29 protein-coding genes and 1 pseudogene are annotated in these 24,040 nt (G+C 32.7%); 15 read left to right on the top strand and 15 right to left on the bottom strand.

Annotated elements, in window-relative coordinates; translation table 11 throughout:
- Positions 1-5: 5 nt before the first annotated feature.
- From ACWCL1_RS01325 to ACWCL1_RS01315, 3 genes are read left to right on the top strand one after another with little or no spacing between them, the layout of a single operon-like run.
- Complete coding sequence (locus ACWCL1_RS01325) at positions 6-578, top strand: UbiX family flavin prenyltransferase (RefSeq protein WP_454545124.1); 573 nt, start codon at positions 6-8, stop codon at positions 576-578.
- Positions 571-1,008, top strand: coding sequence for a prenylated flavin chaperone LpdD (lpdD, locus tag ACWCL1_RS01320; protein WP_454545123.1), 438 nt, complete (start codon positions 571-573; stop codon positions 1,006-1,008). Before ACWCL1_RS01325 ends, lpdD begins: the two co-directional genes overlap by 8 nt.
- Positions 1,009-1,848, top strand: a complete 840-nt coding sequence (locus ACWCL1_RS01315; RefSeq protein ID WP_454545122.1) for a metallophosphoesterase family protein — start codon at positions 1,009-1,011, stop codon at positions 1,846-1,848. It begins immediately after the preceding gene.
- A gap of 294 nt (positions 1,849-2,142) precedes the next feature.
- On the opposite strand, the gene ACWCL1_RS01310 is transcribed toward ACWCL1_RS01315, so the two are convergent.
- Together ACWCL1_RS01310 and ACWCL1_RS01305 are read right to left on the bottom strand one after the other, a co-directional pair.
- Positions 2,143-3,150, bottom strand: coding sequence for an NAD-dependent epimerase/dehydratase family protein (locus tag ACWCL1_RS01310; protein WP_454545121.1), 1,008 nt, complete (start codon positions 3,148-3,150; stop codon positions 2,143-2,145).
- A gap of 11 nt (positions 3,151-3,161) precedes the next feature.
- Positions 3,162-3,680, bottom strand: a complete 519-nt coding sequence (locus tag ACWCL1_RS01305) for a phosphatidylglycerophosphatase A family protein (protein WP_454545120.1) — start codon at positions 3,678-3,680, stop codon at positions 3,162-3,164.
- Positions 3,681-3,882: 202 nt separating this feature from the next.
- On the opposite strand from ACWCL1_RS01305, the gene ACWCL1_RS01300 reads away from it, so the two are divergent.
- Together ACWCL1_RS01300 and ACWCL1_RS01295 are read left to right on the top strand one after the other, a co-directional pair.
- Complete coding sequence (locus ACWCL1_RS01300; RefSeq protein WP_454545119.1) at positions 3,883-4,011, top strand: hypothetical protein; 129 nt, start codon at positions 3,883-3,885, stop codon at positions 4,009-4,011.
- A 125-nt stretch (positions 4,012-4,136) separates the two neighbouring features.
- Entirely contained in the window at positions 4,137-5,303 is a 1,167-nt protein-coding gene (locus ACWCL1_RS01295; RefSeq protein WP_454545118.1) for a GNAT family N-acetyltransferase, read from the top strand.
- A gap of 413 nt (positions 5,304-5,716) precedes the next feature.
- Here ACWCL1_RS01295 and ACWCL1_RS01290 read toward each other — a convergent pair whose 3' ends face one another.
- The 7 genes from ACWCL1_RS01290 to ACWCL1_RS01260 all read right to left on the bottom strand — a co-directional run bounded on the left by ACWCL1_RS01290 (position 5,717) and on the right by ACWCL1_RS01260 (position 11,419).
- The gene (locus ACWCL1_RS01290) at positions 5,717-5,842 is read right to left on the bottom strand and encodes a hypothetical protein (RefSeq protein WP_454545117.1); all 126 of its coding nucleotides are present in this window, start codon (positions 5,840-5,842) and stop codon (positions 5,717-5,719) included.
- A gap of 41 nt (positions 5,843-5,883) precedes the next feature.
- The gene (locus ACWCL1_RS01285; protein ID WP_454545116.1) at positions 5,884-6,396 is read right to left on the bottom strand and encodes a TMEM175 family protein; all 513 of its coding nucleotides are present in this window, start codon (positions 6,394-6,396) and stop codon (positions 5,884-5,886) included.
- Between the two features lie 49 nt (positions 6,397-6,445).
- A complete protein-coding gene (locus tag ACWCL1_RS01280) occupies positions 6,446-7,516 on the bottom strand; it encodes a linear amide C-N hydrolase (protein WP_454545115.1) in 1,071 nt (356 codons plus the stop codon).
- 61 nt (positions 7,517-7,577) lie between these two features.
- The gene (locus ACWCL1_RS01275; protein ID WP_454545114.1) at positions 7,578-8,486 is read right to left on the bottom strand and encodes an Rgg family transcriptional regulator; all 909 of its coding nucleotides are present in this window, start codon (positions 8,484-8,486) and stop codon (positions 7,578-7,580) included.
- A 444-nt stretch (positions 8,487-8,930) separates the two neighbouring features.
- A complete protein-coding gene (locus ACWCL1_RS01270; RefSeq protein WP_454545113.1) occupies positions 8,931-10,100 on the bottom strand; it encodes a DUF4767 domain-containing protein in 1,170 nt (389 codons plus the stop codon).
- 94 nt (positions 10,101-10,194) lie between these two features.
- Positions 10,195-10,761: a hypothetical protein gene (locus ACWCL1_RS01265; protein WP_454545112.1), complete on the bottom strand. Its 567-nt coding sequence runs from the start codon at positions 10,759-10,761 to the stop codon at positions 10,195-10,197.
- 124 nt (positions 10,762-10,885) lie between these two features.
- Positions 10,886-11,419 carry a biotin transporter BioY gene (locus ACWCL1_RS01260; protein ID WP_454545111.1) on the bottom strand — a complete coding sequence of 178 codons (534 nt, stop codon included), beginning with the start codon at positions 11,417-11,419 and terminating at the stop codon, positions 10,886-10,888.
- A 151-nt stretch (positions 11,420-11,570) separates the two neighbouring features.
- Between ACWCL1_RS01260 and ACWCL1_RS01255 the strand changes: the two genes are divergently transcribed.
- The 5 genes from ACWCL1_RS01255 to ACWCL1_RS01235 are packed head-to-tail and all read left to right on the top strand — an operon-like array spanning position 11,571 to position 15,190.
- Positions 11,571-12,527, top strand: a complete 957-nt coding sequence (locus ACWCL1_RS01255) for a biotin--[acetyl-CoA-carboxylase] ligase (protein ID WP_454545110.1) — start codon at positions 11,571-11,573, stop codon at positions 12,525-12,527.
- 11 nt (positions 12,528-12,538) lie between these two features.
- Positions 12,539-13,201 carry a DNA alkylation repair protein gene (locus ACWCL1_RS01250; protein WP_454545109.1) on the top strand — a complete coding sequence of 221 codons (663 nt, stop codon included), beginning with the start codon at positions 12,539-12,541 and terminating at the stop codon, positions 13,199-13,201.
- Between the two features lie 41 nt (positions 13,202-13,242).
- A complete protein-coding gene (locus ACWCL1_RS01245) occupies positions 13,243-14,082 on the top strand; it encodes a PfkB family carbohydrate kinase (protein WP_454545108.1) in 840 nt (279 codons plus the stop codon).
- A 12-nt stretch (positions 14,083-14,094) separates the two neighbouring features.
- Entirely contained in the window at positions 14,095-14,682 is a 588-nt protein-coding gene (locus ACWCL1_RS01240) for a TIGR01440 family protein (RefSeq protein ID WP_454545107.1), read from the top strand.
- Positions 14,683-14,695: 13 nt separating this feature from the next.
- Positions 14,696-15,190: an ECF transporter S component gene (locus ACWCL1_RS01235; protein WP_454545106.1), complete on the top strand. Its 495-nt coding sequence runs from the start codon at positions 14,696-14,698 to the stop codon at positions 15,188-15,190.
- A 329-nt stretch (positions 15,191-15,519) separates the two neighbouring features.
- Here ACWCL1_RS01235 and ACWCL1_RS01230 read toward each other — a convergent pair whose 3' ends face one another.
- Positions 15,520-16,701, bottom strand: coding sequence for an AEC family transporter (locus ACWCL1_RS01230; RefSeq protein ID WP_454545105.1), 1,182 nt, complete (start codon positions 16,699-16,701; stop codon positions 15,520-15,522).
- A 336-nt stretch (positions 16,702-17,037) separates the two neighbouring features.
- On the opposite strand from ACWCL1_RS01230, the gene ACWCL1_RS01225 reads away from it, so the two are divergent.
- The 3 genes from ACWCL1_RS01225 to ACWCL1_RS01215 all read left to right on the top strand — a co-directional run bounded on the left by ACWCL1_RS01225 (position 17,038) and on the right by ACWCL1_RS01215 (position 19,954).
- Positions 17,038-18,327: an adenylosuccinate synthase gene (locus ACWCL1_RS01225; protein WP_454545104.1), complete on the top strand. Its 1,290-nt coding sequence runs from the start codon at positions 17,038-17,040 to the stop codon at positions 18,325-18,327.
- Positions 18,328-18,330: 3 nt separating this feature from the next.
- Complete coding sequence (gene purB, locus ACWCL1_RS01220; RefSeq protein ID WP_454545103.1) at positions 18,331-19,623, top strand: adenylosuccinate lyase; 1,293 nt, start codon at positions 18,331-18,333, stop codon at positions 19,621-19,623.
- Positions 19,624-19,729: 106 nt separating this feature from the next.
- Positions 19,730-19,954 carry a heavy-metal-associated domain-containing protein gene (locus ACWCL1_RS01215; protein ID WP_454545102.1) on the top strand — a complete coding sequence of 75 codons (225 nt, stop codon included), beginning with the start codon at positions 19,730-19,732 and terminating at the stop codon, positions 19,952-19,954.
- A 49-nt stretch (positions 19,955-20,003) separates the two neighbouring features.
- Here ACWCL1_RS01215 and ACWCL1_RS01210 read toward each other — a convergent pair whose 3' ends face one another.
- The 4 genes from ACWCL1_RS01210 to ACWCL1_RS01195 form a co-directional block, all read right to left on the bottom strand.
- The gene (locus ACWCL1_RS01210; protein ID WP_454545101.1) at positions 20,004-20,390 is read right to left on the bottom strand and encodes an arsenate reductase/protein-tyrosine-phosphatase family protein; all 387 of its coding nucleotides are present in this window, start codon (positions 20,388-20,390) and stop codon (positions 20,004-20,006) included.
- A gap of 9 nt (positions 20,391-20,399) precedes the next feature.
- Positions 20,400-21,386 (bottom strand): permease, encoded by a 987-nt coding sequence (locus tag ACWCL1_RS01205; protein WP_454545100.1) that lies wholly within the window; start codon positions 21,384-21,386, stop codon positions 20,400-20,402.
- 92 nt (positions 21,387-21,478) lie between these two features.
- Positions 21,479-21,736, bottom strand: a complete 258-nt coding sequence (locus tag ACWCL1_RS01200; protein ID WP_454545099.1) for a thioredoxin family protein — start codon at positions 21,734-21,736, stop codon at positions 21,479-21,481.
- Positions 21,737-21,759: 23 nt separating this feature from the next.
- Complete coding sequence (locus ACWCL1_RS01195; protein ID WP_454545098.1) at positions 21,760-22,017, bottom strand: ArsR/SmtB family transcription factor; 258 nt, start codon at positions 22,015-22,017, stop codon at positions 21,760-21,762.
- Positions 22,018-22,262: 245 nt separating this feature from the next.
- On the opposite strand from ACWCL1_RS01195, the pseudogene ACWCL1_RS01190 reads away from it, so the two are divergent.
- Together ACWCL1_RS01190 and ACWCL1_RS01185 are read left to right on the top strand one after the other, a co-directional pair.
- Positions 22,263-22,433: pseudogene (locus ACWCL1_RS01190) on the top strand (prealbumin-like fold domain-containing protein); the annotation flags it as partial.
- Between the two features lie 174 nt (positions 22,434-22,607).
- Positions 22,608-23,012 (top strand): hypothetical protein, encoded by a 405-nt coding sequence (locus ACWCL1_RS01185; RefSeq protein ID WP_454545097.1) that lies wholly within the window; start codon positions 22,608-22,610, stop codon positions 23,010-23,012.
- Positions 23,013-23,088: 76 nt separating this feature from the next.
- Here ACWCL1_RS01185 and ACWCL1_RS01180 read toward each other — a convergent pair whose 3' ends face one another.
- Positions 23,089-23,856, bottom strand: coding sequence for a sulfite exporter TauE/SafE family protein (locus ACWCL1_RS01180; protein ID WP_454545096.1), 768 nt, complete (start codon positions 23,854-23,856; stop codon positions 23,089-23,091).
- Between the last annotated feature and the right edge of the window lie 184 nt (positions 23,857-24,040).

Genomic DNA, 24,040 nt, shown 5'->3' with positions numbered 1-24,040 from the left:
TGGTTATGAAAAATATTGTGATTGGCATTACAGGTTCTTCAGGAAGTGTTTATGCAATTGACTTATTGCAAAAACTTCGTGCAATTGCAAATGTGCGTACTCATGTAATTTTAAGTCCGTGGGCACGGCAAAATATTGAAATAGAAACAGACTATCAAATTAAAGATATTCAAAATTTAGCTGACGAAATGCATCAATTTAAAAACTTAGGAGCAAGCATTGCAAGTGGTTCTTTTAAAACTGATGGAATGGTAATTGTACCCACAAGTATGAAAACCGTTGCGGTAATTTCTATGGGATATTCTGATAACTTAATTACACGTGCAGCTGATGTAACGATTAAAGAACAACGTAAGTTAGTTCTTGTTCCACGTGAAACACCACTTAGTGTGATTCATCTTGAAAATTTAACGCGACTTGCCAAATTAGGTGTGCAAATTATTCCACCGGTACCGGCTTTTTATAATAATCCGCAAACTATTCAAGACATTGTGGAACAACAGACGATGAAAATTTTAGATGCATTCGGAATACAAAACGAAGTAGGCACACGGTGGGAAGGGATGCAGCATGAATAGTAAGCGTACTTTTAAAATCACGCAATTAAATTTTACAATTCAACTAGATGCTCAAATGATTAATCAAGATTTGTTAATCGAAATTACAGGAGGCGACGTCCCACATTTAGGTTCAATCGTGATGTATGACACTAAGACTGCTGAAGTCACTGTTAAAAATTTTCAAAGTCATCATGGACGTGTTCATAAAGATGGAATGCTTGCTGAAAAACTGATTGATCAAATTAAAAAATTTCTTCCAGGAAATTGTGTCATTACAGCTGGAATTCACGTTAACCAAATTAGTCGAGCACAAATTCAAAAATCATTTGAAATGGTGCATTCTTTAGGAGAAAAGTTGATTGATTGGCTACAAACAACTTCATTTGAATATCAAAATCCAGTTTATTATAAAAACAGTACAGAAATTGACAAGCGAGGTAAAAGATAGATGCGAAAAGTAGCAGTTTTAGGTGATAGTCATGGAAATTTTGAGGCACTCAAAGCCGTTTTAACGGATGCTAAGAAAAATAAAGTGACAGATTATATTGTATTAGGTGACATTACAAATCGCGGGCCTCAACCACTTGAGTGTGTAGAAGCCCTCCAAAAATTAAAACCACTTGCATGGGTTACAGGTAATCATGAAGAAGTTTATCATAACTTAATCAACCATACTTTTACTAACTTTGAAGATAATCCAAAAGCAATTATGGCAATCATTACATCAGCATATGATCGTGAACAACTAGGTAAAAAGCAAATGGAATGGCTAGCTGAGCGACCATTAAATACAGAAATTAAAATTGAAGATGTTAATTTTAATATTTTTCACGCAACTCCGACTCAACCCCGCGGTCATTTTAGTTATCCAACTAATGATCAGGTCAATTTTGACGAATTAATGGCACAAACAAATGCAGATGTTGGAATATATGGGCATACGCATCGCTATATTTTGCGAATGACAGATGATGGCAGATACATTTTTAATCCTGGAAGTGTTGGAATGCCAGTTTCAGATCGCTTAGATATTAGTGGAATGGCAAGTTATGGAATTTTAATCGTTGAAAAGCATAGTATTTTCGAATGGACTCAACGGAATGTTTCGTATAATTTAGAAAAGGAACTTGAAATCGCACGCCAACGTAAGATTCCGTACTATGATTTATATGAAGAATTGCTTCAAACCGGAACATTTACATTTAATCAACAAGCAGTCGAAGCGGAAAATCAAAAGCAAAATTATGTAAAAAAGGCACTTCAAGATATTACGGAAATTGATTGGTAAGTGTTTTTTTAAGATTCTATCTAATAAAGATTAAATTATATTAATGAAAATTATGAAAAGATAAATAATCTAAAAAAGTTTACCAAAGGTATTGCGAATAAGAAAAACTTTTAAGATAATGAAAATAAATTAATACAGTTTTTAATGATTTGGGCGATATTAAAAATTGTAGAAATTTTAAGTAGAGTAGAGAAAATAGGTTTAAGTATTTTTTTCGGTTGTATGTTATGGAGAGAAGAGAGGATAAAATAAACCGGCTAGGTATTTAGCCGGTTTATTTGTTTCACGTGAAACTTATTTTTGATTTTCAAGCTCAATAATATAACGAATCGTCTTACGTAATTCTTGTCGAATATCGGTACGTTTCACATGAAGTTTTGGAAATGTGTCTGCCCAATTTAAATAGCAAAATTTTTGTTGGACATGTGCAATCATTTCCATATGAATTCCACTTTCGCGTCCTTGGTCTGCCAAAGATTTATCAAGTTGCTGATATTGTGGCAAACCTTCCTCAAGAGTTAAAACTGGAATTTGTGTATCTGTGTGCAACTCATCTTTAATGATGTTTGCAAATTCTTCATATGTCATGTTGATATCGCCAATCGCAAATGTATCACGATGATGACCATACAACAATGCTCCAACGGCTGCTTGGCCGACTTGACTAGCAGTTACGCATGCAGTGCCACCTTTGAATACAGGATAGGTATCATTGTCACGAATACGATCAACAAACATTTTCCAAAGTGGCATTCGCTCTTTCATTGTTCCAAAAATATATGGTAAACGTAACCCACAAACTTCAATTTTACCTTCACCTTCAGCAAACGCAAGCTGTTCTTGAAGTAAACGGGTGTTGATATATGGTGAGTCTTTTAAGTGTGTGTCTGGATATTTTTCCGCCATTTCCGAGAAGTATGAACCAAACACAATAAATTTCTTAAGACCAACTTTGGCTGCAAGATGAACCATTCGTTGAGTAGGGATTACGTTTGCTTCATAGTAAAAACGCTTAGCTGGAATCTTTGCTTGAACTCTTTCATCGGCACCGGCTGCATAGATAAATCCATCGCAATCCGTTAACATATCTACTACTTCGTCATCACTCATGTGGTTAATATCACCAACTAAGCAGTCAACATTTTTAAATCCGGATAATGGGTTTGTATCATTAATAACAGTATCTTTCTTAGCGGGTAAAGAAAGTGTCTTCACTTTAATGTCATGTTTTAATAGTTCCTGAATAGTGTAATATCCAAGAAAGCCTGTTCCCCCTAAAACAAATACTTTATTAAATTTCATAATATATTCTCCTAGTCTAAGTCATCTCGAGTTAAATTGTGGGCTAAGTAGCCTTCCGCACAAGCCTGAATAGCTGAAACGCAATCGTCAAACATTGTTGCGATTCGACCACCGCTTTTTTGGGCGGAATCTAACTTTTTGGCTGTATTTGATTTATGCACATCAAGGTAACCAAAGTTTGAAACGGCGATTGAACCGTAAAGTTGGGCAATTCCGTTAATTGCAAGCATTTCATCAACACCAAAACAAGGATTGTCTTTTGCAATAATTGTCTGCAACGGTTCAGGCAGTTTATGTTCACTGGCTAAATTATCAATGGCAAAAGCAACCATCAAAGCATTGCGGACCTCACGTTTTTTTAATACCTTTTGGACAGCCATTTCGGCTTCCTCTACAGTTAAATCATCGTTAAATTGCTTTTGATGTTCCCATGCATGATAAGCAATCTCTTTAGCAGAGATTTTTCTTTTTTTCAATTCAGTTTGGACGTAATCCCAAACTTCACTATCTGGGTAGACATCTTCTGGCATAAAGCATCATCCCCTTTCAAGTTGGAGAGGGGAAACAAAAATTTGGGTGCATTTTGTTATGTAACTCTCCACTTATTATTATATAAAATAAGCGTTTTCATATCAAAAATAAAGTATTATAAAAGATTGATATAGTGGAATTGAAATTAGTGTTTTTTAAAATTTAATGATGATATACTTAAGATGAATGGAGTGGATTTTTATGAAAAAAAGTCAAAAACTTGGCATTTTTATTGGCATTTTGAACGTAGTTGTGATTTTGTTAACAATTGCAAAAACTTTTGCAAAGCATCAAGAAGATGAAGCTGCTAAAATTGAAAGTCAAAATTAATTTTAAAGGAACTAAAAGAGATTGTAACGTAAGTTGCAATCTCTTTTTATTATTTAAAGATGTCTATACTTACCAAATAGAAAGCGTTATCATATTAATGTAAATGATTTTAAGGAGGAATGAAAATGGAAGATTTAATTTTAAAGCAATCTGAAATGGATTCGCTTTATCAACTATACTTATATGCATTTAACCGCCAAGATAATTTGAATCGACGTGATTTTTTTGTAAAAAGAGCTAGTCATGGAAAAGTTTTTCGAATTAAGGATAAGGAGCAGCAAAATGTTGTAAGCGCACTTTACCGTTTGCCATTTAAAATTACGTTAAATCATCAAAATTATCAAATGGGCGGAGTTGGAGATGTGATGACATATCCAGAATATGGTGGGAATGGATATGCTTCAAAATTATTAAAAACTGCCTTACAAGATATGTATGATGAAGGTTATGAGCTATCATTTTTAGCCCCATTTGCTCATCGTTACTATCGCCGTTTTGGTTATGAACAAGTTGAAAATAAAATTACATATGAAATTGCAGTTGAAGATTTAAGTCCATTTAAAAATACTAAACAAGGATATGTTACACGTGAAACATTAAAAGATGGATTGCAGTACCTAACTAAATTTTATACTGAAAATGTTGCAGTTCAAAATGGCAAATTGCATCGTAAACATTGGTGGTGGGACTATTTAACAATTAAAAATAATTGGGATGTAGCAATTTACTTTGACGAAAACAAGCAAGCTCAAGGTTATCTTATTTATGAACGCCAAATAAATCGGTTAATTGTCCATGAATTTCAATATCAAAACATGACAGCGTATGAGCAATTAATTAATTTTGTTTGTGCTCATGGAAGTATGTTTGAAAAATTCATTTTTGAAGATTACTCCGATAAATATCAAGGTTTTCGTTCACTTGAACCTGCTAAGATTAAAACTTCAGTTGAACCATATATGATGGGAAGAATTGTTAATTTTGAAAAATTTATTTCCAAATATCCTTTTAAAAATGATTTTAATTCAATTTGTATCCAAGTTGAAGATGATTTTTTAGCAGTTAATGATACCAAGTGGGAAGTTGGTATTCAAAAATGCATTCAAACTGAAAAAGAGTGGCAACTTAAAGGAAAAATTAATGATCTCGCTGCAATCTTTTTAGGAGCAATGCCGCTATCAGTTGCAATTCAAATGGAGAAAATTCAAGTTCAACCCCTCTTAACTGATGAATTAAATCAATTTGAGAATGCATTGATTACTGAACCAGTCAGTTTTAGTGACTACTTTTAAAGTGAGAACTAAAAAATTAAGAGATTGTTAGAATTATCAGCAATCTCTTTTTTTGCGACCAAATTCTCATTTTTGTAAAACTCGCAATTCCTTGTGGCACAAAGGATTAAACGATGTTATGTAAGGTGACAAGTAAGTTGCAAATTTTAGCTAAAAATTTCATTAGAATTCAAGCAAAAATCAGTTATTTTGTAATAAAGGTGTTACCATAAAGATGGTTAAAGTAAAGGAGGAATTAATAATGATTAAAGTATTACACACATTAGTTCACAATCGCGAATTTGGTTCAATTGTTACTTTAATGCAAAACTTAAAATACAATCGCGATCTATAAGATTAGAGGTTAAATAATGGAATCACAACAAAGTTAAAAGAGACTGTCCTTCAAATAATGAAGTTCAGTCTCTTTTGTGTTAATTATGCTTATTTTTTTGCTTGGAATCTTCAACCTGATTTTTAAATTCATTAAGCAATGTTTTGCGAATAATTTTTTGTTCTTTACGTTTTTCACGTTGACTTTTACGTTGTTGTTTAATCACAATTTCGGCTTTGCGTTCAGGAACAATCCAAACGGCCGTTGCTAAAATTGTAGAATTACCATTTTGGGATACCAGTATCCAACTAGGAATTCTAAAACTTGGATTGCAAAATAAATTGCGAATTTTTTAGAGCGATATACAACTTTAAAAAGTGCTTGATTATCTTTGTCAGCAAGGTGAAGTGTGAAACAAAGTAACACATACATTACAGAAATTAAAAAGAAGATAATTCCATAAAAATATTCGGCCACAATACTATGGAAATTATTACTAACAAAAGTAGCTACGTATGGGAAAAACGAAATTACAAAAAGAAGTAATGTATTTGCCCAAAGAACTTGCCCATTAATTTTTTGAACAATTTGAAAAGTATTGTGCAAATTATGCCACGTAATTGCTAAAACAAAAAATGAAACAGTACAGGTCAAGTATTCCTTGTGAAGTTCCATGATTGCAGCAATTGTTGCACTTGATGGTTCCATAAACTTAAAACCAACACCGTCATTACAATTGCAACTACTGCATAAAAAGGCAGTTAATCTGTCTTTGCTCACTTAAAAATTCTTTCCTAAATTAACCTACAAAATATTGTTATATCAAAAATTATTTCATAAATTTAAAATCAGGAGCTTTATTTTCTAACGGAATCAACTTGATGTCAGAATTATCAAGTTCTAAGCTAAGATCAACGCAGTGAATCCGTGAATTTTCATATGATCTCCAGTAAAATTTTTTAGATTCGGCACACATTGCGGATGAGTAAATGGTTTCATCATATGCAGAAGGATCATCACCATCGGCGACTTTAATCATTCCAAGAGGCATGGCAACATTATCAAGTAAGTGGAAAAAGTATTCAATTCCTTGATCTTCATTTTTTCCTTTAATACCATAATATTTTAAAAATGAAGCACGAATGAACCGCGATTGGGCGGTAAAATCACCAGGTAAACCTAAAGCTCCGGTGCCTTTAAAAGGCTTTTTAACTTCAACACCATCCATATTTCGATCTGGAAATTCAGTGTTTTGAACGTTAAGATATGATAATAAGTTTTGTTTATGCCAATCATATGAGGGGCTATTGGTTAAAACTCCGGCAGTATGACGATAAATGGTCATTTGTTGGTTATCAGGTTCGACAATAATTGTTTCGCCAGAACGGTCTGAAAAAGCCCAGTGAACTGTCGGTAATGTTCCTGCCAATTCTTCATTAATTACAGTATATTGTTTAGTTAAAAGGTCGATGACTTCTTCAACAGATGCGCATTGTAAAAGTGCTTGTGAAACTACGAACCCGGGATTTAATGGCTTAGAATTAGGTTTGACTTCATCAGGAAATGAAGCAAAATCCGCATAGTATAATTGACCACCCATTAATCCTTTTTCATTGATTCCATCATAAAAAACAGGAGTGGTTTTCATTGACATAGTTCCTAAACCAACGGCTGCATACTTTGATTTAACAACATTTTCAAGTGATAAATTATGATCAAATTCAGTTCCAGAAGTATAATATTCAAAATTACGTGGAACTACCATTGTGAACGATTCTGCAATTGAATTAAAATCAAAATTTCTTCCCCAAATATGTTTACCATCTTTTGTGTCCCATGCAATACTAGAACAACCGACATTAACTTGCTTAATTGCTTGACGAGCATCTTTTTGAGTCATAAAAAACATCCTTTCTATTGATTACATAAATAATTATAGAATAGGATGCATTAAAAGTAGATTAATTGACTTTGTACTCGGCAATGATTTCTCTAAGTCGTTTGCTTTCAAAGTCATATGTATCAAAAAGACGTTCAAGCGAAAGAACCATGGCATAAAGATATTCATGGGCTTCAGTTAATTTCATTGTCTCAAGTGCGGTTTTGATATTATCATAGCCATTTTCTTGTTTGGAAAGAATGAAAACTACTCCAGAGTAAAATTTATATAGTGTTTTTTCAAAAATCATATTAGGCTGTAACTCAATGCTTGAAAGCTTACTAATCACTTTAATGGCAGCAAGTAAATCACGATGGCGAATATAGTAAGCAAGCATTACAATTAAGGTGCGAAAACTTTCATTACCAAAAGCATGCATTAGTTGATAATTGTCTAAATTTTTAATAATACGGCTTTCCATTGCTTTAACGGCATCAACACTAAAGATAAAAATGACGCTATTAAACATATTATGCTCATAGTGAGTCCAAATGTCACATTTAAGTAAGTAATCTAAAATTACTTGCTTAGCAGCTTCATCATAAGGTTCATGCCGAATAAAATTTAAAATTAATTGGGTGATGCATTCAAAATGATGATAAATTTCATGATCAGGTTCTTGTTGATGATATACGGCAAAAGTATCATGAATTTCTTGCAATTTTTCAACATTCATTCGCAAAGTTGCTTTTCGAATTTCATCCCCCATTTCATTAAAATAATCAGGTTTGAATCCGCGATTTATATATAAAAATTCTTCAAAATTTACGTGTAAATTTTCTAGAAGTTTAACAAAGTTATTGACGGAAGGCTGTGTTTTTCCTTCTACAAAACGAGTATATGAAGATTTAGTAATCGTTTCATGAGTAACTTGTTCAATTGAGATATGCTTATGTTTGCGAATATTTGAAATTGTTTTGCCATAATTCATAGTGGTTTTCTCCTCAGTAAAGTAGTCAGACTTTATATTAATAGTAGCTAAAGATAATTAAATGTGCAAATCTGATTCTTTTGATGTAATTATGCATAAATATTATTTTTGTTATAAAAATAATATTATAATAAAGCCGTAGGGGACCAATTAAACATGAAAAGGTATTAACTAATCAGGAGTAGAGACTACTTTTGGGAAAAGTAATTAGTAATGAAAAAATGGCAACATACGGGAGAATATTGTTGTTTTGTTTCGGTTTAGTGAACGGATACTTCTTGTTTGTGAATTTTAAGGGGAAAGTAAAATTTGCAGTTCACAAGAAGGATACTATCCAAGAAGGCGCAACTGTTTAGCATTAAAAATTAAATAGTCCCTATTCTTGAAAATAGTATTAAAAAATGCTGTGGCATCGCTACAGCATTTTGTATTTTCTTTGTAAATTTAATCATCATTGACCGTTTGCATAGCAGCAGGCGTTGAACTTGAGGAACTGTTTTTTTGTTGTATTGCAAGTTCTTTTGAACGGTAAAATTTGTAATTAACATTAATAGTTGCACCACTGGCTTGTTCTAAAACAGGGGTTGCTTGCCCGTTAACTTGTTCATTAACAACTTTATAGTATGTTCCATCACCTGCAGATTGATACCAACCATAAACATTTAACCAACCATCAATATGATTAAAGTATGCCCAGTTTCTTTGTTGATCATTCATTTGATCTGCGTTAATAGATTGATTGGCTTTCTTTTCAGCTTCAGTGATTTTATGAACTTCAGTTGTAGTTCCTTCACTTGTAATTTTATTATCTTTAATTGTTAAAGTGATAATCTTATCTTCATAAGGACTGTATGCAAACCATTCTCCTTGCATATTTTCAGGAAAATTATCAGCAGTATTTTTTTGTTCAATCTGAGTTGAACGTTGTGATGCTGAGGAATTATCAGCATTTGAACTATTTGAAATTGTTGGAGTTTTACCAGCAACAATTTCTGCAAATCCATTCTTCAAATCTTTGTTTTCAGTTTCTTTGAAAAAGAGGCCATCATCTTTATTATTAGATGTAGATTTAGTTACATTTCCATTAGTTTGAGAAGTAACTAACACAACGGGTTTACCATTATGGAAGGTAAAGAAATATAGGTGTGCACTCATTGGACTTGCTGATTGACTATCACTATAAATCGCTACAATGTTGTAATCAGCATCACCTGTTCCATTGGTTGACCATTTCATTGACACTTCTTGTTGATTAACTTTAAGTAAAGTTTGATCAAGTTGAGCGGGGAACTTTAATCCATAAAAATTAGTATTACGATTAGGACCAAAACTTTCATAAGTTTGGTTCATGGATTTTCCCCATTCTTGCATGAACGTGGCCAGTTTTTGATTTTTTTCATCATTCCATAAAGCCGTTTCTTGATTTTTTTCTTTTTGTGAAGAAGTTTGGGCTTCATGATTAGTTGATGAGTTTGCTTGAACCTTTTTAGAAACCACTTCAGTAGTTTTAGCTTCTTTTGAACTTGAAGCGGATTCCTTATTACTATTACCACAACCAGTCAGTAATATTCCAAGCGACATCCAAACTGGTACCATTAGTAATCCTTTTTTCATTGAAAACAACTCCCTTTATCTAAGTAATTTACACTTTTAGTATACCAAAAAAGACTTCCAATGAGCGTAAAAACAATCATTGAAAGTCAATTCATTAATTAACATTATTCCATGAATCTGAAACGACATTATATTGTTGTAAATTACCATTTTGATCGATACGATAAGTTCCCACAGTTGGTGATGTTGTAGGATTAGCATTTGAATCATCAGAATGGTTTTCACGTACAGTAACGACCGCATATCCATTTTGAGTAGTATTTTCAAATGAATAATTTTGCTTTTGAGCGTCGGTGACTTTTTGAGTTTTTTTAACTTGTTGCCACACTAAATCATTCAGTTGAGCAGTTGTTAAGTTTCGATTCGATTCAACGGAAGGATTGGATGCTGAAGTCGAACTTGCAGTACTTTCATTAGTTTTAGCAGAACTACTAATTGGATGCGTTGTTTGACTTGAAGTAGCTGCATTATTAACTGATTTACTAATATTTAAATTACTTGATGACTTCGCAGACTGTGTGCTTTGACTTGTTTTTTTAGAAGTTTGAACTTTACTTGTATCATTATTATCTTGATGATGCTCAGTTGAAGATTGACAACCAACTAATACAAAACTTACTGCTAAAGCAGCACCTGCAACTTTTAAATTTATATGTTTCATGTGAAACTCCTCAATTTCTAAACAAGGTAAAGGTGTTAACTATAACGTTTACATCTTAATTATACCATGTTTAAAATAGTGATACTATTTAAGTCACTGAATGAGAAAGTTTCAAATTGGTGATTTATGCAATTTGCCGTTTAATTCGGGGACTAATTAAAGCAGTAAGTAATGCTTTAATGGTATCTCCAGGAATAAATGCCAAATTGGCAATTAAGGTTGCTTTAAGTTCTGTATGAGTATACCATGCAAGCCAAAATGCTCCAGTTAAATCAATTAGCAAGACACCAAATAGCCAAACGATCACAAATGTCATGCTAAAACTTTTAACATTAAAGTGTTTTAAAGTGATTCCAATTAAGAAAGGTGCAACCAACCATGCATATAAATAACCACTAGATGGTGAAAAAAAGGATGCTGGTCCACCACTATGACCACTTAAAAGAGGCATTCCAAGTAAGGTCATTAATAAAAATAAACCAACACTAATAGTTCCTTTCCGTGCACCTAAAATTGCTCCAGCAAGCATTACTCCTAAATTTTGTAAAACAATTGGGACGGGAATAAAGCCTAATGGAATTGGTGGAATAAATCCAAGCACAATAATAATTGCGGTCATAAGTGCAATTTGAGCAATATTTTTAGTTTGATGTTTCATAATATAAACCTCATTATTTTTGATATGATTTGATTATACACATTGTTAACAAATAAGTAAACAATAAGTTAACAATAGATGAACAAAAATATAAGTTTCAAGACATATTATAGTATAATAATAAAACAGAAGTTATATAAGGAAGTTGACAATGAGTACAAAACAAAAAATTTTAAATTTACTATTTGCACATCAAAAGACATGGGTTTCTGGTGATGAACTTGCTAACCGATTTAAAATCAGTCGCACAATGATTTGGAAACATATTAAAGCGTTGCAAGACGAAGGTTTTGAAATTGTAAGTAAAAAAAGTGCCGGTTATCGGTTGTTACCTGGATATGCATTAAATGCGATTTTAATTGAATCCAAATTAAAGGTAAAAGCTCACGTACAAACTTTTAAAACGATTAATTCAACCAATACATATTTAAAAGAATACATGACAACTCATCAATTAACTGCTCCTTTAGCAGTCATTGCTGAAGAACAAAGTGCCGGTTATGGAAGGTTTAAACGAGAATTTTATTCTCCTGCAAACGGAGGATTATATTTAAGTCTAGGACTTCCTTTAAAAGAACAGCTAAATCCATCATTATTAACAACAAGTATCGCCGTGGGAGTCGTTCAAGCGCTTAAACTGTATTTTCCAGAACAATCTTTTTCAGTGAAGTGGGTTAATGATGTTTTTTTGAATAATAAAAAAGTTGCAGGGATTTTAACTGAGGCTACTGCTGATTTAGAATCATTAGCACCCAATGAGGTTGTAATTGGAACAGGAATAAATTTAACAACCACAAAATTTCCTTCTAAATTAAAAAAAGTTGCCCAAGCAGCGGGAAAGGATCTTCCAGCTGATATTAATGAAATTGCAGCAAGTTTAATTGATCATCTCATTAAAATTTTTGATAACTATGCAGATGGACGTTATATGAAAGAATATAAACGGTTATTAAATTTATTACAAAAAGAAGTTGTTCTTCAAGTTGGAGGAAAAGAAATTAAGGGATTGGTAACAGATTTAAGTGCTGATGGAGGATTAACTATTCAAACAGCTAATGGAAAAGCTCAAACTTATTATTCAGGAGAAGTTCAAAAAATTTATTATTAGTGGAGCGAAAGATGACATTAAGATACGAAACTTTTAAAATGATGTTTGAAAAAAATTCAAATTTAGCAGATCGCATTGCAATGAAAAAGTATATGCGAAATCAATTTGAATTTTACGGGATTAAAACACCTAAGCGAAAGGAAATTTATCGTGAATTTTTGAAAGAAGAATGTAAACTAAAACAAATTGATTGGGAATTTTTAGATGAATGTTACGCAGATGAACATCGTGAATTTCAATATTTAGTTTGCAATTATTTAGAACGTATGCAAAACTTTATTGAAACTAAAGACATTGCACACATTCAAAAATTTATTCAAACTAAATCATGGTGGGACACAGTTGATTCTTTTAATAAGGTAATTGGAAAGCTAACTTTAAGAGATGAAGAAGTTAAACAATTAATGCGTAAATGGGCAGTTGACGAAGATTTTTGGTTACGACGGATTGCGATTATTCACCAAATTACATTTAAAGAGCAAACTAACTCAGAATTACTTCAAGAAGTTATTTTGGCAAACTTAGGTTCAGGTGAATTTTTTATTAATAAAGCAATTGGTTGGGCATTACGTGACTATTCTAAAACGAATCCTCAATGGGTACGCAATTTTATTAGTAAAAATCAATCTAAATTGAGCAAACTAAGTGTGCGTGAAGGAAGCAAGTATATTTAAATACTTTACTATATAGTTTAAAATTGAAGTATAAAGTAAAAGTGAGGCGAAGAACCATCAAAAATGCAGTGATTTTAGAAGATCTTTCAAGTTTAAGTAGCATTTCAATGAATGTTGCTGTTCCAATTGTTGCTAGCTTTGGATTAAGAGCATTATCAATTCCGGTGCAATTACTAGCAACTCAAAGTGAAGTAGGTGATGGTCACTATGGTGTTTCTTTGAACAAATGGCTTAATCACACATTAGAAACTGCTCATCAGCAAATTCAAAAACAAGAAGATTATGGATTAGTTGGTTATCTTGGAAGAAGTGATTTAGTTGATGAATTACTTCAAAGTAAACTCATCAACGATTTTAAATTGCTGTTAATTGATCCAGCAATGGCTGATCAAGGAAAATACTATCCGAATTTGGATGATGCATATATGCGCAAACTGCGTCAGTTATTACAATTTGCAGATGTAGTAACACCTAATATGACAGAATTAGCTTTATTAACTGAAATGCCATATAGCGAGCAATTAACTGAAAGTGAATTGAATTTACGAATTAATCAGCTACGGAAATACTTGAAGCCAGAAGCAACTGTGATTGTAACGGGAATTGAACAAACTGAGCGCATTGGTTGTTTTTGGGATGCAAATGTTTCACATGGAACATATTTTTTGCGCAAAATTCCCGGTCATTTTTATGGAACTGGAGATGCCTTTGCAGCAACTTTATTAGGAAAATTAGCACAAGATGAGGACTTAACTGATGCCATTCCAGAAATTATGCAATTAATGCAAGCAGTAGTTGAAAATACCCATTTATCTACAGATGATTTAAAATTAGGAATAGATATAACGCGTATTTTACAACGTGATAGAAAATTGATCTAGAGGTGTTAAAAAATGATTGATTTAATGCAAATTAAACAAGACTTATCAGCAGTTTTAACAGATTACTTTAATGATGATAAATTTGAATTAAAGCCAGGTTCTTTATTTGTGCTTGGATGTAGCACAAGTATGATTCGAGGCGAATGGATGGGAACAGATTCAGCTTTATCAATTGGTAAAACCGTCTATGAAACAGTCCAAGAATTTTTAAAACCACGAAATATTGATTTAGCCATTCAAGGATGTGAACATATTAACCGAGCATTATTGATGGAGCGCATAGTTGCTGAAAAGCATCATTTTGAAATTGTCTCAGTTTGTCCTTCAATGCATGCAGGTGGTGGCACTCAAGTAGCTGCTTATGAAGAAATGCAAGATCCAGTTGAAGTAGAACACATTGTTGCTGATGGCGGAATTGATATTGGCGGAACAGATATTGGAATGCATGTGCGGTTTGTTCAAGTTCCTGTAAGATTAAACCATCACATGGTAGGCGATGCTAATGTTACTGGATTATATTCACGGCCAAAATTAATTGGTGGTCACCGTGCACTATATGAATTTGGTGATGAAAATAAAGTTGATCATGGTTTGAATTAAGCAGGGCAGATCAATGAAAGATAGTAAGTTAAAAACAATGACTGTGACAGCATTACTCACAGCATTGAACATTGTAATTAGCCGAATTTTAATTATTCCAATTCCATTTACCCATGGAAATATTAATTTGTGTGATGCTGGGATTTTCATTGCGGCAATTCTTTATGGACCTTGGGCAGGCTTATTTACCGGTGCCATTTCTGGTTTTGTTTTGGACTTAATTTCAGGATATAGCCAGTATATGTTTTTTTCACTAATTGTGCATGGATTAGAAGGATTAGTTGTAGGGTTGATTTGGCAAAAAATTAAACACCAAACGATATCTAAAGAAGTTGGCACAATGATTGTTGGAATTATTGTTATGGTTGGAGGTTATTTTTGTTCAGACTCAATCTTATACAATATCCAGACAGGTACTTTAGGAATTTTTATGAACATTATTCAAGGAATTGCAGGAACGTTTGTTGCATGGATCTTAATTCCAATTTTAAAGAAAGCAATTAAGTAAAAGATGATGATATAAAATAAATAGCTCTAAAATTGTAGGTTAGAAAACAACAGTTTTAGAGCTATTTAACTTATCAAGGTATTACTTTTTGAAATAATGGTTTCTTGTAAAGCTTATTGAGAAGAGGAGTGTCATGAGTTTAACTGTACAACAGCATGCGTTTATGGAGCAATTTAATGCTGATGAATTAAAGACAATTAACCGCTTTTTAGAAGGATTTTATAAAATTAATCTCAAGTAAGAAGTGGAAAATATATACAAAAAGAGACTGTTAATTGAAGTATGTCCCAATTGGGGACATATCAAAAACAGTCTCTTTTTGTTTAATTTTAATGAAACATATGGGCAATAATTGGTAATACCCAAATCCAGAAGATACAAGAAACAGCAAAACCAACTGTTGAAATGGCAACTGAACTAGCGCCTTCTTTAACATAAATATTGTAACGACTTGAAATAATAATTCCTGAAAATGCTGGTGGTAAGCCGACCGCTAAACAAAGCATTGAAATTTTGCTTGGATCAGGTCCCATTCCGCATAAATATGCAGCAGCAACAATAATTGCAGGAGTTAAGAATAAACGATAAAAAGTATTCCATAAAGCCTCTTTATCAATTGAAAATTTAACGGTTGATAAAGCAAGCCCAGCAGCTAAAACGGCAACTCCAGAGTTAGCTTTGGCAATCAAATCAAACGTAGGAGCCCATGATGCTGGAATTCGAATTCCAATTAAAACTAAAATTACAGCAAGTAATGGGGCGGCCGCAACGGGCTGTTTAACCGCATTGATAATTGATGACCAAACTGAAGGAGTTTTATCTTTATCTTCAAGTTTTGTGTATTCAAACTCAGCACGTGCCAAGTCGATTTCACGTTTAACACCGTGTTCTTTTAATGCTTTAGCCTCAGCATCTGTAACGGGAACGCCATTAGGAATAGCTGATGTATCTACTAAAGTTGTATCACTTTTTTTAGGGGCAACTTTTTGAGGAGCTCTTTTCACATTTGTTGCATTATTTTTTGCAACTGCTTTTGCACGCATTTTGGCTTGCCCTTGATTAATTAAAGCTAATCCGATTGGAATTGTGATCGCATTAACAACGATTGAAACGATCCCAATAACTAGGTTAGTCGTAACATCATTACCATAAATTGGATCCAAAACAGCAAAACCAAGGAATCCAATTGTTGGAGAACCAGCGATTAACGCACAAACAGCAGCTTCTTGAGTTGTCCGATGAAACATTAATTTGTCCAAATAGTAACTTAACATGAATAATCCTGTAACTCCAATAACAGAGATTAAAGTAAGCACGATGTCTTGTGCAAAGATTTTACGTGTTGCTTTAACAATTGAAATAAATAAAGCTGCAGGAAGAGCGATATTAAGAACTAATTTGTTAAGTCCTTGTCTTTGATCATTGTCAAAAAAGTGAAATTTCCCACAAATGTAGCCTAACAGCATAATGATAAGAATAGGAATAATATCATTTTTGATGATGGTAAGCATGTTACCTCTCCTTCCTTACATTTGCCATGACACTTTAAGTAGCAGGCCTGAGACTACTTGTAACAATTTATATAAATGTTATCAATAGAAGATCTTCTGTCTTTATCATATAACTTTTGCCTGAATTTGCTAATAAAACCTATTGAATATAACATTAATAATATTGTTCGTGTTTTTTTCTTGTTTTGTAATGATTTAACGAACTAATTTTGAATATAAAATCTAAGAACGGTTTTTCAATAAAAAATATTCGTATTTTTATTGACTAATAACGAGAATAATTGGTAAACTTACATCGGAATTAAATCTAAATAGAAGACTAGGAGATTTTTACGTATGTCATCAATTGTAATTATGGGAAGTCAATGGGGCGACGAAGGTAAAGGAAAAATGACGGATTATCTAGCTCAAAAAGCTGACATGATCGTCCGTTTTCAAGGAGGAAATAATGCAGGTCATACCATTACATTTAGTGGGAATACATATAAGTTGCAATTAATTCCTTCAGGAATTTTTGATCCTTCTAAAATTAATGTAATCGGCAATGGAGTAGTTGTTAACCCTAAGGCATTGTTAGCAGAATTAAAACTTTTGCATGATGCTAATGTCGATACATCCAATCTTAAGATTTCAAGTCGTGCACATGTCATCTTGCCATATCACATTCAATTAGATATTGAACAAGAAAAGCAGCGTGGAGATAAAAAAGTTGGGACAACTAAAAATGGAATAGGCCCGGCTTATATGGATAAAGCTTCTCGCATTGGAATTCGAATGTGTGATTTATTAGAAAAAGATACATTTGAAGCTAAATTGAAAGAAAATCTTGCACAAAAAAATGCACTTTTCACTAAAATTTATGATACTAAACCATTTGAGTTTGATGAGATTTTTGATGAATATTTTGAATATGGACAACAGTTAAAAGACTATGTTACAGATACTTCAGTATTGGTTAATGAAGCATTGGAAAATGATCGCAAGGTGCTTTTTGAAGGAGCCCAAGGAATCATGCTTGATTTAGATCATGGAACTTATCCATATGTAACTTCATCTAACCCAATTTCAGGTGGAGCTTTAGTCGGAAGTGGAGTTGGTCCGCAAAAATTAACTAATATGGTGGGAATTTGTAAAGCTTATTCTACTCGTGTTGGTGAAGGTCCATTTCCAACTGAATTAACGGATGAAATTGGTGATTATATTCGTGAAAAAGCACATGAATATGGTACCGTTACTGGTCGTCCACGGCGGATTGGATGGTTTGATGCGGTTGCAATGCGTCATGCCAAACGCGTTTCTGGAATGACCTGCTTAAGTTTAAATCTATTAGATATTTTTACCGGACTTGGAAAGGTAAAAATTTGTACTGCATATCAATTAGATGGTCAACAAATTGATTATTATCCTGCAAGCTTAGCAGAGTTATCACGTTGTCAGCCAGTATATGAAGAACTTGATGGTTGGAATGAAGAAATTTCTCAAATTACAAACTATGATGAATTACCAACAAACGCGAAAAAATATTTAAAACGAATTGAAGAGTTGACTCAATTACCACTTGGAACCGTTTCAGTAGGTCCAAGTCGAGAACAAACAATTATTTTAAAGGATGCATGGGAGGTTTAAGAGATGCTTGCACGTTATTCACGCCCAGAAATGGCACAAATTTGGAGTGATGAAAGTAAATATGACGCATGGTTAAAAGTAGAAATTGCGGTAACCAATGCATGGGCTAAATTAGGAATTGTTCCTAAAGAAGATGCTCAAAAAATTGCTCAAAATGCATCATTTACACCGCAACGGGTTGCAGAAATGGAAGCAGTTACTCATCACGATGTAGTTGCTTTTACGCGTACCGTTTCTGAGTCTTTAGGAGCAGAAAAAAAGTGGGTACATTATGGGTTAACAAGTACAGATGTTGTTGATACAGCTCAAGGATATTTATTAAAGCAAGCAAATCAAATTTTGCGTGCTGACTTAAATGAATTGAAGGAAACGATCAAAAAATTAGCAATCAAACATAAAAACACGGTGATGATTGGACGTACTCATGGAGTTCAAGCTGAACCAATGACATTTGGTTTGAAGATGTGTCGCTGGTATACAGAAATGCAGCGTAATATTGAACGCTTTGAACATGCCGCTTCAGGAGTTGAATGTGGCGAAATTAGTGGTGCAGTCGGAACTTATGCAAATGTTCCTCCAGCAATTGAAGAAAGCGTCATGGCAGAATTAGGATTGAATCGCCAACCAGTTACAAGTCAAGTTTTACCACGTGATTTACATGCTGAATATATTGCTACATTGGCTTTAATTGCTACTAGTTTAGAAGAATTTGCAACTGAAATTCGTTCCTTGCAACGTTCTGAAATTCATGAAGTTGAAGAACACTTTAATGAAGGACAAAAGGGTTCATCTGCAATGCCTCATAAACGTAATCCAATTGGTTCCGAAAATATTTGTGGAATGGCACGTGTATTACGAGGTAACATTATTACCGCTTATGAGGATGTTGCTTTATGGCATGAGCGGGATATCTCGCACTCATCAGCTGAACGAGTAATTTTACCCGATACAACCATTGGTTTAGATTATATGCTCCACCGTTTCAATCGCATTTTAAGTAACTTAGATGTTTTCCCAGAAACGATGGAAGAAAATATGAAGCGGACATATGGTTTAATTTATAGCCAACGTTTGTTACTTAAATTAATTAATACAGGAATGTCACGAGAAGAAGCATATGATATGGTGCAAAAATTAACTGCTCAGTCTTGGAATGAACATATCCAATTTAAAGAATTGGTTCAAGATAGTAAAATCGCAGATATTTTGCCTCAAGAAGAAATCGATGATGCGTTTGATTATCACTATCACTTGCGTTATATCGATGATATTTACAAACAAGTTGGGCTTGAATAGCTACTCAATTCTTTGACAGATCTTCTTTCTTTTTGATAAGCTAAGGTAAGTGTTTTCAGGGGATAGATAGAATTGCACTTAATAAAAATGGAAGAAGGTAATGAAAATGAGTGATACAAAAGTAATTTTTAAATTAAATCAATTTTCAGACTTAAAGAAAATTCAACAAATTATGCAAGCACAAAAAGGTGTTAATGAAGTTGAAATTTTGTTAAGTGACTCAAAGATAAAGGTTAATATTGATTCTAATAAAATTAAACCAATGACTTTGAGTAAGATTGTTTCAAAATTAGGATATCACGCTGAGCGAATTACAACTGCTCGGTGTTAAAACAAAAAGCTATGATTTTCGCATCATAGCTTTTTTATATAGTGCATATTTAAGATAGTTTGAATTGAAGATTTTTAACTTTGCTTTGAATTTCTTCGATTACCTTAATAAATACAGAATCACTTTTTCCATTAGGATCTTCAATATTCCACTCAATTCTTTTTTTACATGGAATAAACGGACACTTTACGCCACATCCCATTGTAATTACTACATCTATTGAAGGCAATTCTCCTAGTTTTTTGGGATATTGAGTTTTCTTCATATTTATTTGATATTTTTCTTGCATAATCCTAACAGCATTTACATTAATCATTGGAGCAGGATTAGTTCCTGCTGAATAACAATTGACATTAGTTAAATATTTTTTGCTAAATGCTTCTGCGATTTGACTACGACAAGAATTTTGAGTACATATAAATGCGATATTAGTCATATTTTTCACCTATCCTAATACAAAATTAAAACCAAAACCTATAAGAATAATTCCAATCGTTCCAATTGTTACAAAAGTTGCTAATAACTTATTTTTCAATACTTTTTTTAACATTATTAATTCAGGTAAAGATAACATGGTTACAGCCATCATAAATGCAATTAATGTTCCAATAGGCACTCCTTTAGCAAGTAAAGCAGTAGCAATAGGAATTACTCCAAAAACATCTGCATACATTGGAATTCCAATTAATACTGCTAAAATAACTGAGAATGGGTTTTGATTTCCTAAAATACTTTGAATAAGACTAGCAGGAATCCAATCATGAATAAGAGCACCAATTGCTACCCCAATTATTACATATTTCCAAATTCTTCCTATAATTTCACGAGCTTCAGTAAAACCATCATTAATACGATCTTTCCATGTAGGAGCAACTGTTTCAACTTCTACTTGTTGAATATCGCGAATATAGTCTGCGATTTGATCTTCCATATGTAAGTGTTTAATAATTATTCCACCAATAATCGATAAAATTAATCCGACTAAAATATAACTAATAGCTACTTTCATTCCCATAAACGAAGCTAGTAAAATTAATGAAGCTATATCAATCATTGGAGAAGCAAATAAAAAAGAGAAAGTCACTCCAAGTGGTAATCCGCTAGAAGTAAACCCAATAAACAGTGGAATACTAGAACAACTACAAAAAGGAGTTATTCCACCTAGAAATGCTCCTAAAATATTTCCACCAATTCCATTCATTCTCCCTAATATCTTTTTTGTTTTTTCAGGGGGAAAGAAAGATTGTAAAATTCCCATTAAAAATACTAGTCCAGACATAAGTATAAAGATTTTAACTGTATCAAACATAAAAAATTGAATAGAATTAGCAAGTTTACTACTAGTTGAAACACCAAAAATATCAAAAATTAACCAATTAAAAAAATCACTTAACCATGTCATTTGAAAAATATTATCTGTAATCCAAGTCAAAATGATGATCCCTCCTACATTTTAAATTGATGCATGTATAAGTATGAATGTATTGATTAAAAGAAAATGGTCATTAACCATTTTCTTTTAATCTAAACTAATTTATTTTCTTTTAATAATTTTTCAACTTCAGAAACGGTTAATGTTTTCCCCGTAGAAACGATCTTTCCATTTAACATTAAAGCAGGAGCTGAAATAATACCTAAACTAGCCATTACAGTAATATCAGTAATGTAATTATAGCTTGCTTCACAATTTAAATTGCTCATGGCTTTTTTTGTATTTTTATTTAATGTTTCACAACTTGCACATCCAGGGCCTAAAACAACAACATCTTTTGATGTATCCATGTTTATTCCTTCTTTCAATAAATTTATAGAAGTTTAACTTCTAAACTGTTAATCATTTTCTTTATAGCTTCTCGATTAATAGAATAATAATGTGAGCGCCCAACTTTGCGTTCGGTAACTAAGTTAACATTAATAAGAATTTTCATGTGGTGTGAGACAGTAGATTGTGATATTGAAAACTTTTCTTCAATATCACATCCACATAATTCACCATTTTTAGCTAAAAGTTCAAGAATGGCTAAGCGAGAATCATCGCCTAATGCCTTTAATTTTGGAACCAATTTATCACCTCACATATATTAATTATTTTATATTGATTATTATAAAAGTATCGATGTAAAATATCAATTTTTATTTTAGTAATATACAATATGCAATGGGAGTAATAAATAGTATATCTTCAACCACAAATAAGTGGGATAATATTGGAATTGTTAATTGAAATAATACGAGTTCACAACAAGCAACCGCAACTGTCCAATATGATGGTTCAGGAAATGAAGAAGGGTACAATGGTGATAAATATGCAGCTAATACAAATCAACCCCTATCAGGAGCTATTTTTAATTTAGAAAACGCTAATGGAGATGTAATTAAATCAGGCTTAACAACTAATAATGATGGTCAAATTATTATTGCTAACTTGGCAGACGGAACATACCAATTAATTGAAACTAAAGCTCCAAGTGGCTATTAATTAAACTCAACACCAATTAAATTTACAATTAATGATGCCATTAATCAATTATATTTAGCAATTACAGATTGTAATGTTCCAGTTACAAGTAATAGTTCACGAAGTTCAGCCAAACAACAGATGAGTTCAAGTACTCAAAAATCAAGCACAATGACAAAGAAAAGTCAGTCAACTATGACAACAAGTTTTACTTCAAATCAAAGTGTGGCTTCATCAGCAAAATTAAATCAAAATCCAGCTCAAAGTTTGACATCAGAAGTGACTTTAAATAATGGTAAATCAAGTCAAGCTAATTTATCAAGCTTTTCAAATGGATTAACTAGTAATCAAACTTCAAGTAATGCTAATCTAATTGAAATAAAGCAGGCAACTAAGATTCCAAGTAGATTTGATAATACTGTCCCAGTTGTCGTTGTAGCTAAAAATGTATCTGCAAATCAGCAACAAGAAGCTCGGTTTGCAACTGGGAAGTCAACTTTTCCTCAAACCGGTGAAAAGAAAGACTCAATAATTGTCTTAACTGTAATTGGAGTTTTAGTCTTATTTGGAGCAAGAATGTTAGTTAAAAAGATGATTTAACAAAATAAGAAAAGAATAAAATAATCAAAAAAAGACTGTAACGAAATTGAAGTTGCAGTCTTTTGGGGTTACTTTTTTAAAGAAAAGGTTTGATTCCCATGTAAAACAAAATTAGGGCAATTAATGGCTTCATAATATGAGTAAAGGTTGATTTTTGTGACTTACCAAAATGTTCCATGACAAAAGGCGCAATGGCAGCACCAATAATTGTACCTAGTGTCATGAAAATGACGGGTTGCCATGCAATATGCATTGTATTCCAATGAAGTGCAATTCCAGCAGCCGCGGTCCAAATGCGGATATATGATGAAGTTGCTGCTGCAACTGCAACGGGTGCATCTAAAAGTAACATTCCTGCTACTAAGGGTCCTCCGCCTGACATCCCAGCTAATCCGGTCATAATTCCACTGATTACTCCTGCAAAAGATGCAGTTGCTTGGTCTAAACGCTGGTCTTTTTGACGTGCTTTTGTAGGCAAATGGGGTGCAATCCATGCTTTATAAAGGATTGTCAAAGAAAGCACAATTAAAATAATGCTGATGATAATTTGATAATAACGTTGGTTAATGAATGGCACAATAATACTTCCTAAAATTGTTCCTCCTAAAGTCCAAATTAATAATTTATTTCCTTGATGAAAGTCTATCAATTTTTTGCGTTGATAAAAAAATGTACCAATTAATAGTGCAGGCAAGGTGGTAATTAAAGCACTTGCAGCTGCAGTTTTATCACTTAGATGAAAGAGAGTAATAAAACAACCAATATACAAAGCGGCTCCCATTCCAAGAGAAATCATAATGAATCCAATTAATAGGCCACATAAAGTTAGTAATAATAATTGCATAAATATTCTCCTTAGTATCCCGAAATTTCCCAAGAAATATTAATGAATAAAAAAACCTTACTATCTTTGACATGATAGTAAGGCCGAAACAAAATAAGCTTACCCGAGTACGGAGTGCGCATTACTCTAAATAGGATGGAAATTCGTATACCTGTGTTGTGTAAAGCGAAATTGAGGTAAGTTG

It is taken from the genome of Ligilactobacillus sp. LYQ135 (assembly GCF_053711055.1).
This window is presented reverse-complemented; position numbering and strand designations above follow the sequence as displayed.

Coding starts and splice junctions, on each gene's coding strand:
- ACWCL1_RS01270 (WP_454545113.1), bottom strand. CDS start 10,100: ATGAAAAAAGGATTACTAATGGTACCAGTTTGGATGTCGCTTGGAATA.
- ACWCL1_RS01280 (WP_454545115.1), bottom strand. CDS start 7,516: ATGACTCAAAAAGATGCTCGTCAAGCAATTAAGCAAGTTAATGTCGGT.
- ACWCL1_RS01255 (WP_454545110.1), top strand. CDS start 11,571: ATGAGTACAAAACAAAAAATTTTAAATTTACTATTTGCACATCAAAAG.
- ACWCL1_RS01310 (WP_454545121.1), bottom strand. CDS start 3,150: ATGAAATTTAATAAAGTATTTGTTTTAGGGGGAACAGGCTTTCTTGGA.
- ACWCL1_RS01295 (WP_454545118.1), top strand. CDS start 4,137: ATGGAAGATTTAATTTTAAAGCAATCTGAAATGGATTCGCTTTATCAA.
- ACWCL1_RS01265 (WP_454545112.1), bottom strand. CDS start 10,761: ATGAAACATATAAATTTAAAAGTTGCAGGTGCTGCTTTAGCAGTAAGT.
- ACWCL1_RS01300 (WP_454545119.1), top strand. CDS start 3,883: ATGAAAAAAAGTCAAAAACTTGGCATTTTTATTGGCATTTTGAACGTA.
- ACWCL1_RS01210 (WP_454545101.1), bottom strand. CDS start 20,390: ATGACTAATATCGCATTTATATGTACTCAAAATTCTTGTCGTAGTCAA.
- ACWCL1_RS01250 (WP_454545109.1), top strand. CDS start 12,539: ATGACATTAAGATACGAAACTTTTAAAATGATGTTTGAAAAAAATTCA.
- ACWCL1_RS01185 (WP_454545097.1), top strand. CDS start 22,608: ATGACAACAAGTTTTACTTCAAATCAAAGTGTGGCTTCATCAGCAAAA.
- ACWCL1_RS01240 (WP_454545107.1), top strand. CDS start 14,095: ATGATTGATTTAATGCAAATTAAACAAGACTTATCAGCAGTTTTAACA.
- ACWCL1_RS01235 (WP_454545106.1), top strand. CDS start 14,696: ATGAAAGATAGTAAGTTAAAAACAATGACTGTGACAGCATTACTCACA.
- ACWCL1_RS01200 (WP_454545099.1), bottom strand. CDS start 21,736: ATGGATACATCAAAAGATGTTGTTGTTTTAGGCCCTGGATGTGCAAGT.
- ACWCL1_RS01275 (WP_454545114.1), bottom strand. CDS start 8,486: ATGAATTATGGCAAAACAATTTCAAATATTCGCAAACATAAGCATATC.
- ACWCL1_RS01315 (WP_454545122.1), top strand. CDS start 1,009: ATGCGAAAAGTAGCAGTTTTAGGTGATAGTCATGGAAATTTTGAGGCA.
- ACWCL1_RS01225 (WP_454545104.1), top strand. CDS start 17,038: ATGTCATCAATTGTAATTATGGGAAGTCAATGGGGCGACGAAGGTAAA.
- ACWCL1_RS01215 (WP_454545102.1), top strand. CDS start 19,730: ATGAGTGATACAAAAGTAATTTTTAAATTAAATCAATTTTCAGACTTA.
- ACWCL1_RS01325 (WP_454545124.1), top strand. CDS start 6: ATGAAAAATATTGTGATTGGCATTACAGGTTCTTCAGGAAGTGTTTAT.
- lpdD (WP_454545123.1), top strand. CDS start 571: ATGAATAGTAAGCGTACTTTTAAAATCACGCAATTAAATTTTACAATT.
- ACWCL1_RS01305 (WP_454545120.1), bottom strand. CDS start 3,680: ATGCCAGAAGATGTCTACCCAGATAGTGAAGTTTGGGATTACGTCCAA.
- purB (WP_454545103.1), top strand. CDS start 18,331: ATGCTTGCACGTTATTCACGCCCAGAAATGGCACAAATTTGGAGTGAT.
- ACWCL1_RS01230 (WP_454545105.1), bottom strand. CDS start 16,701: ATGCTTACCATCATCAAAAATGATATTATTCCTATTCTTATCATTATG.
- ACWCL1_RS01180 (WP_454545096.1), bottom strand. CDS start 23,856: ATGCAATTATTATTACTAACTTTATGTGGCCTATTAATTGGATTCATT.
- ACWCL1_RS01260 (WP_454545111.1), bottom strand. CDS start 11,419: ATGAAACATCAAACTAAAAATATTGCTCAAATTGCACTTATGACCGCA.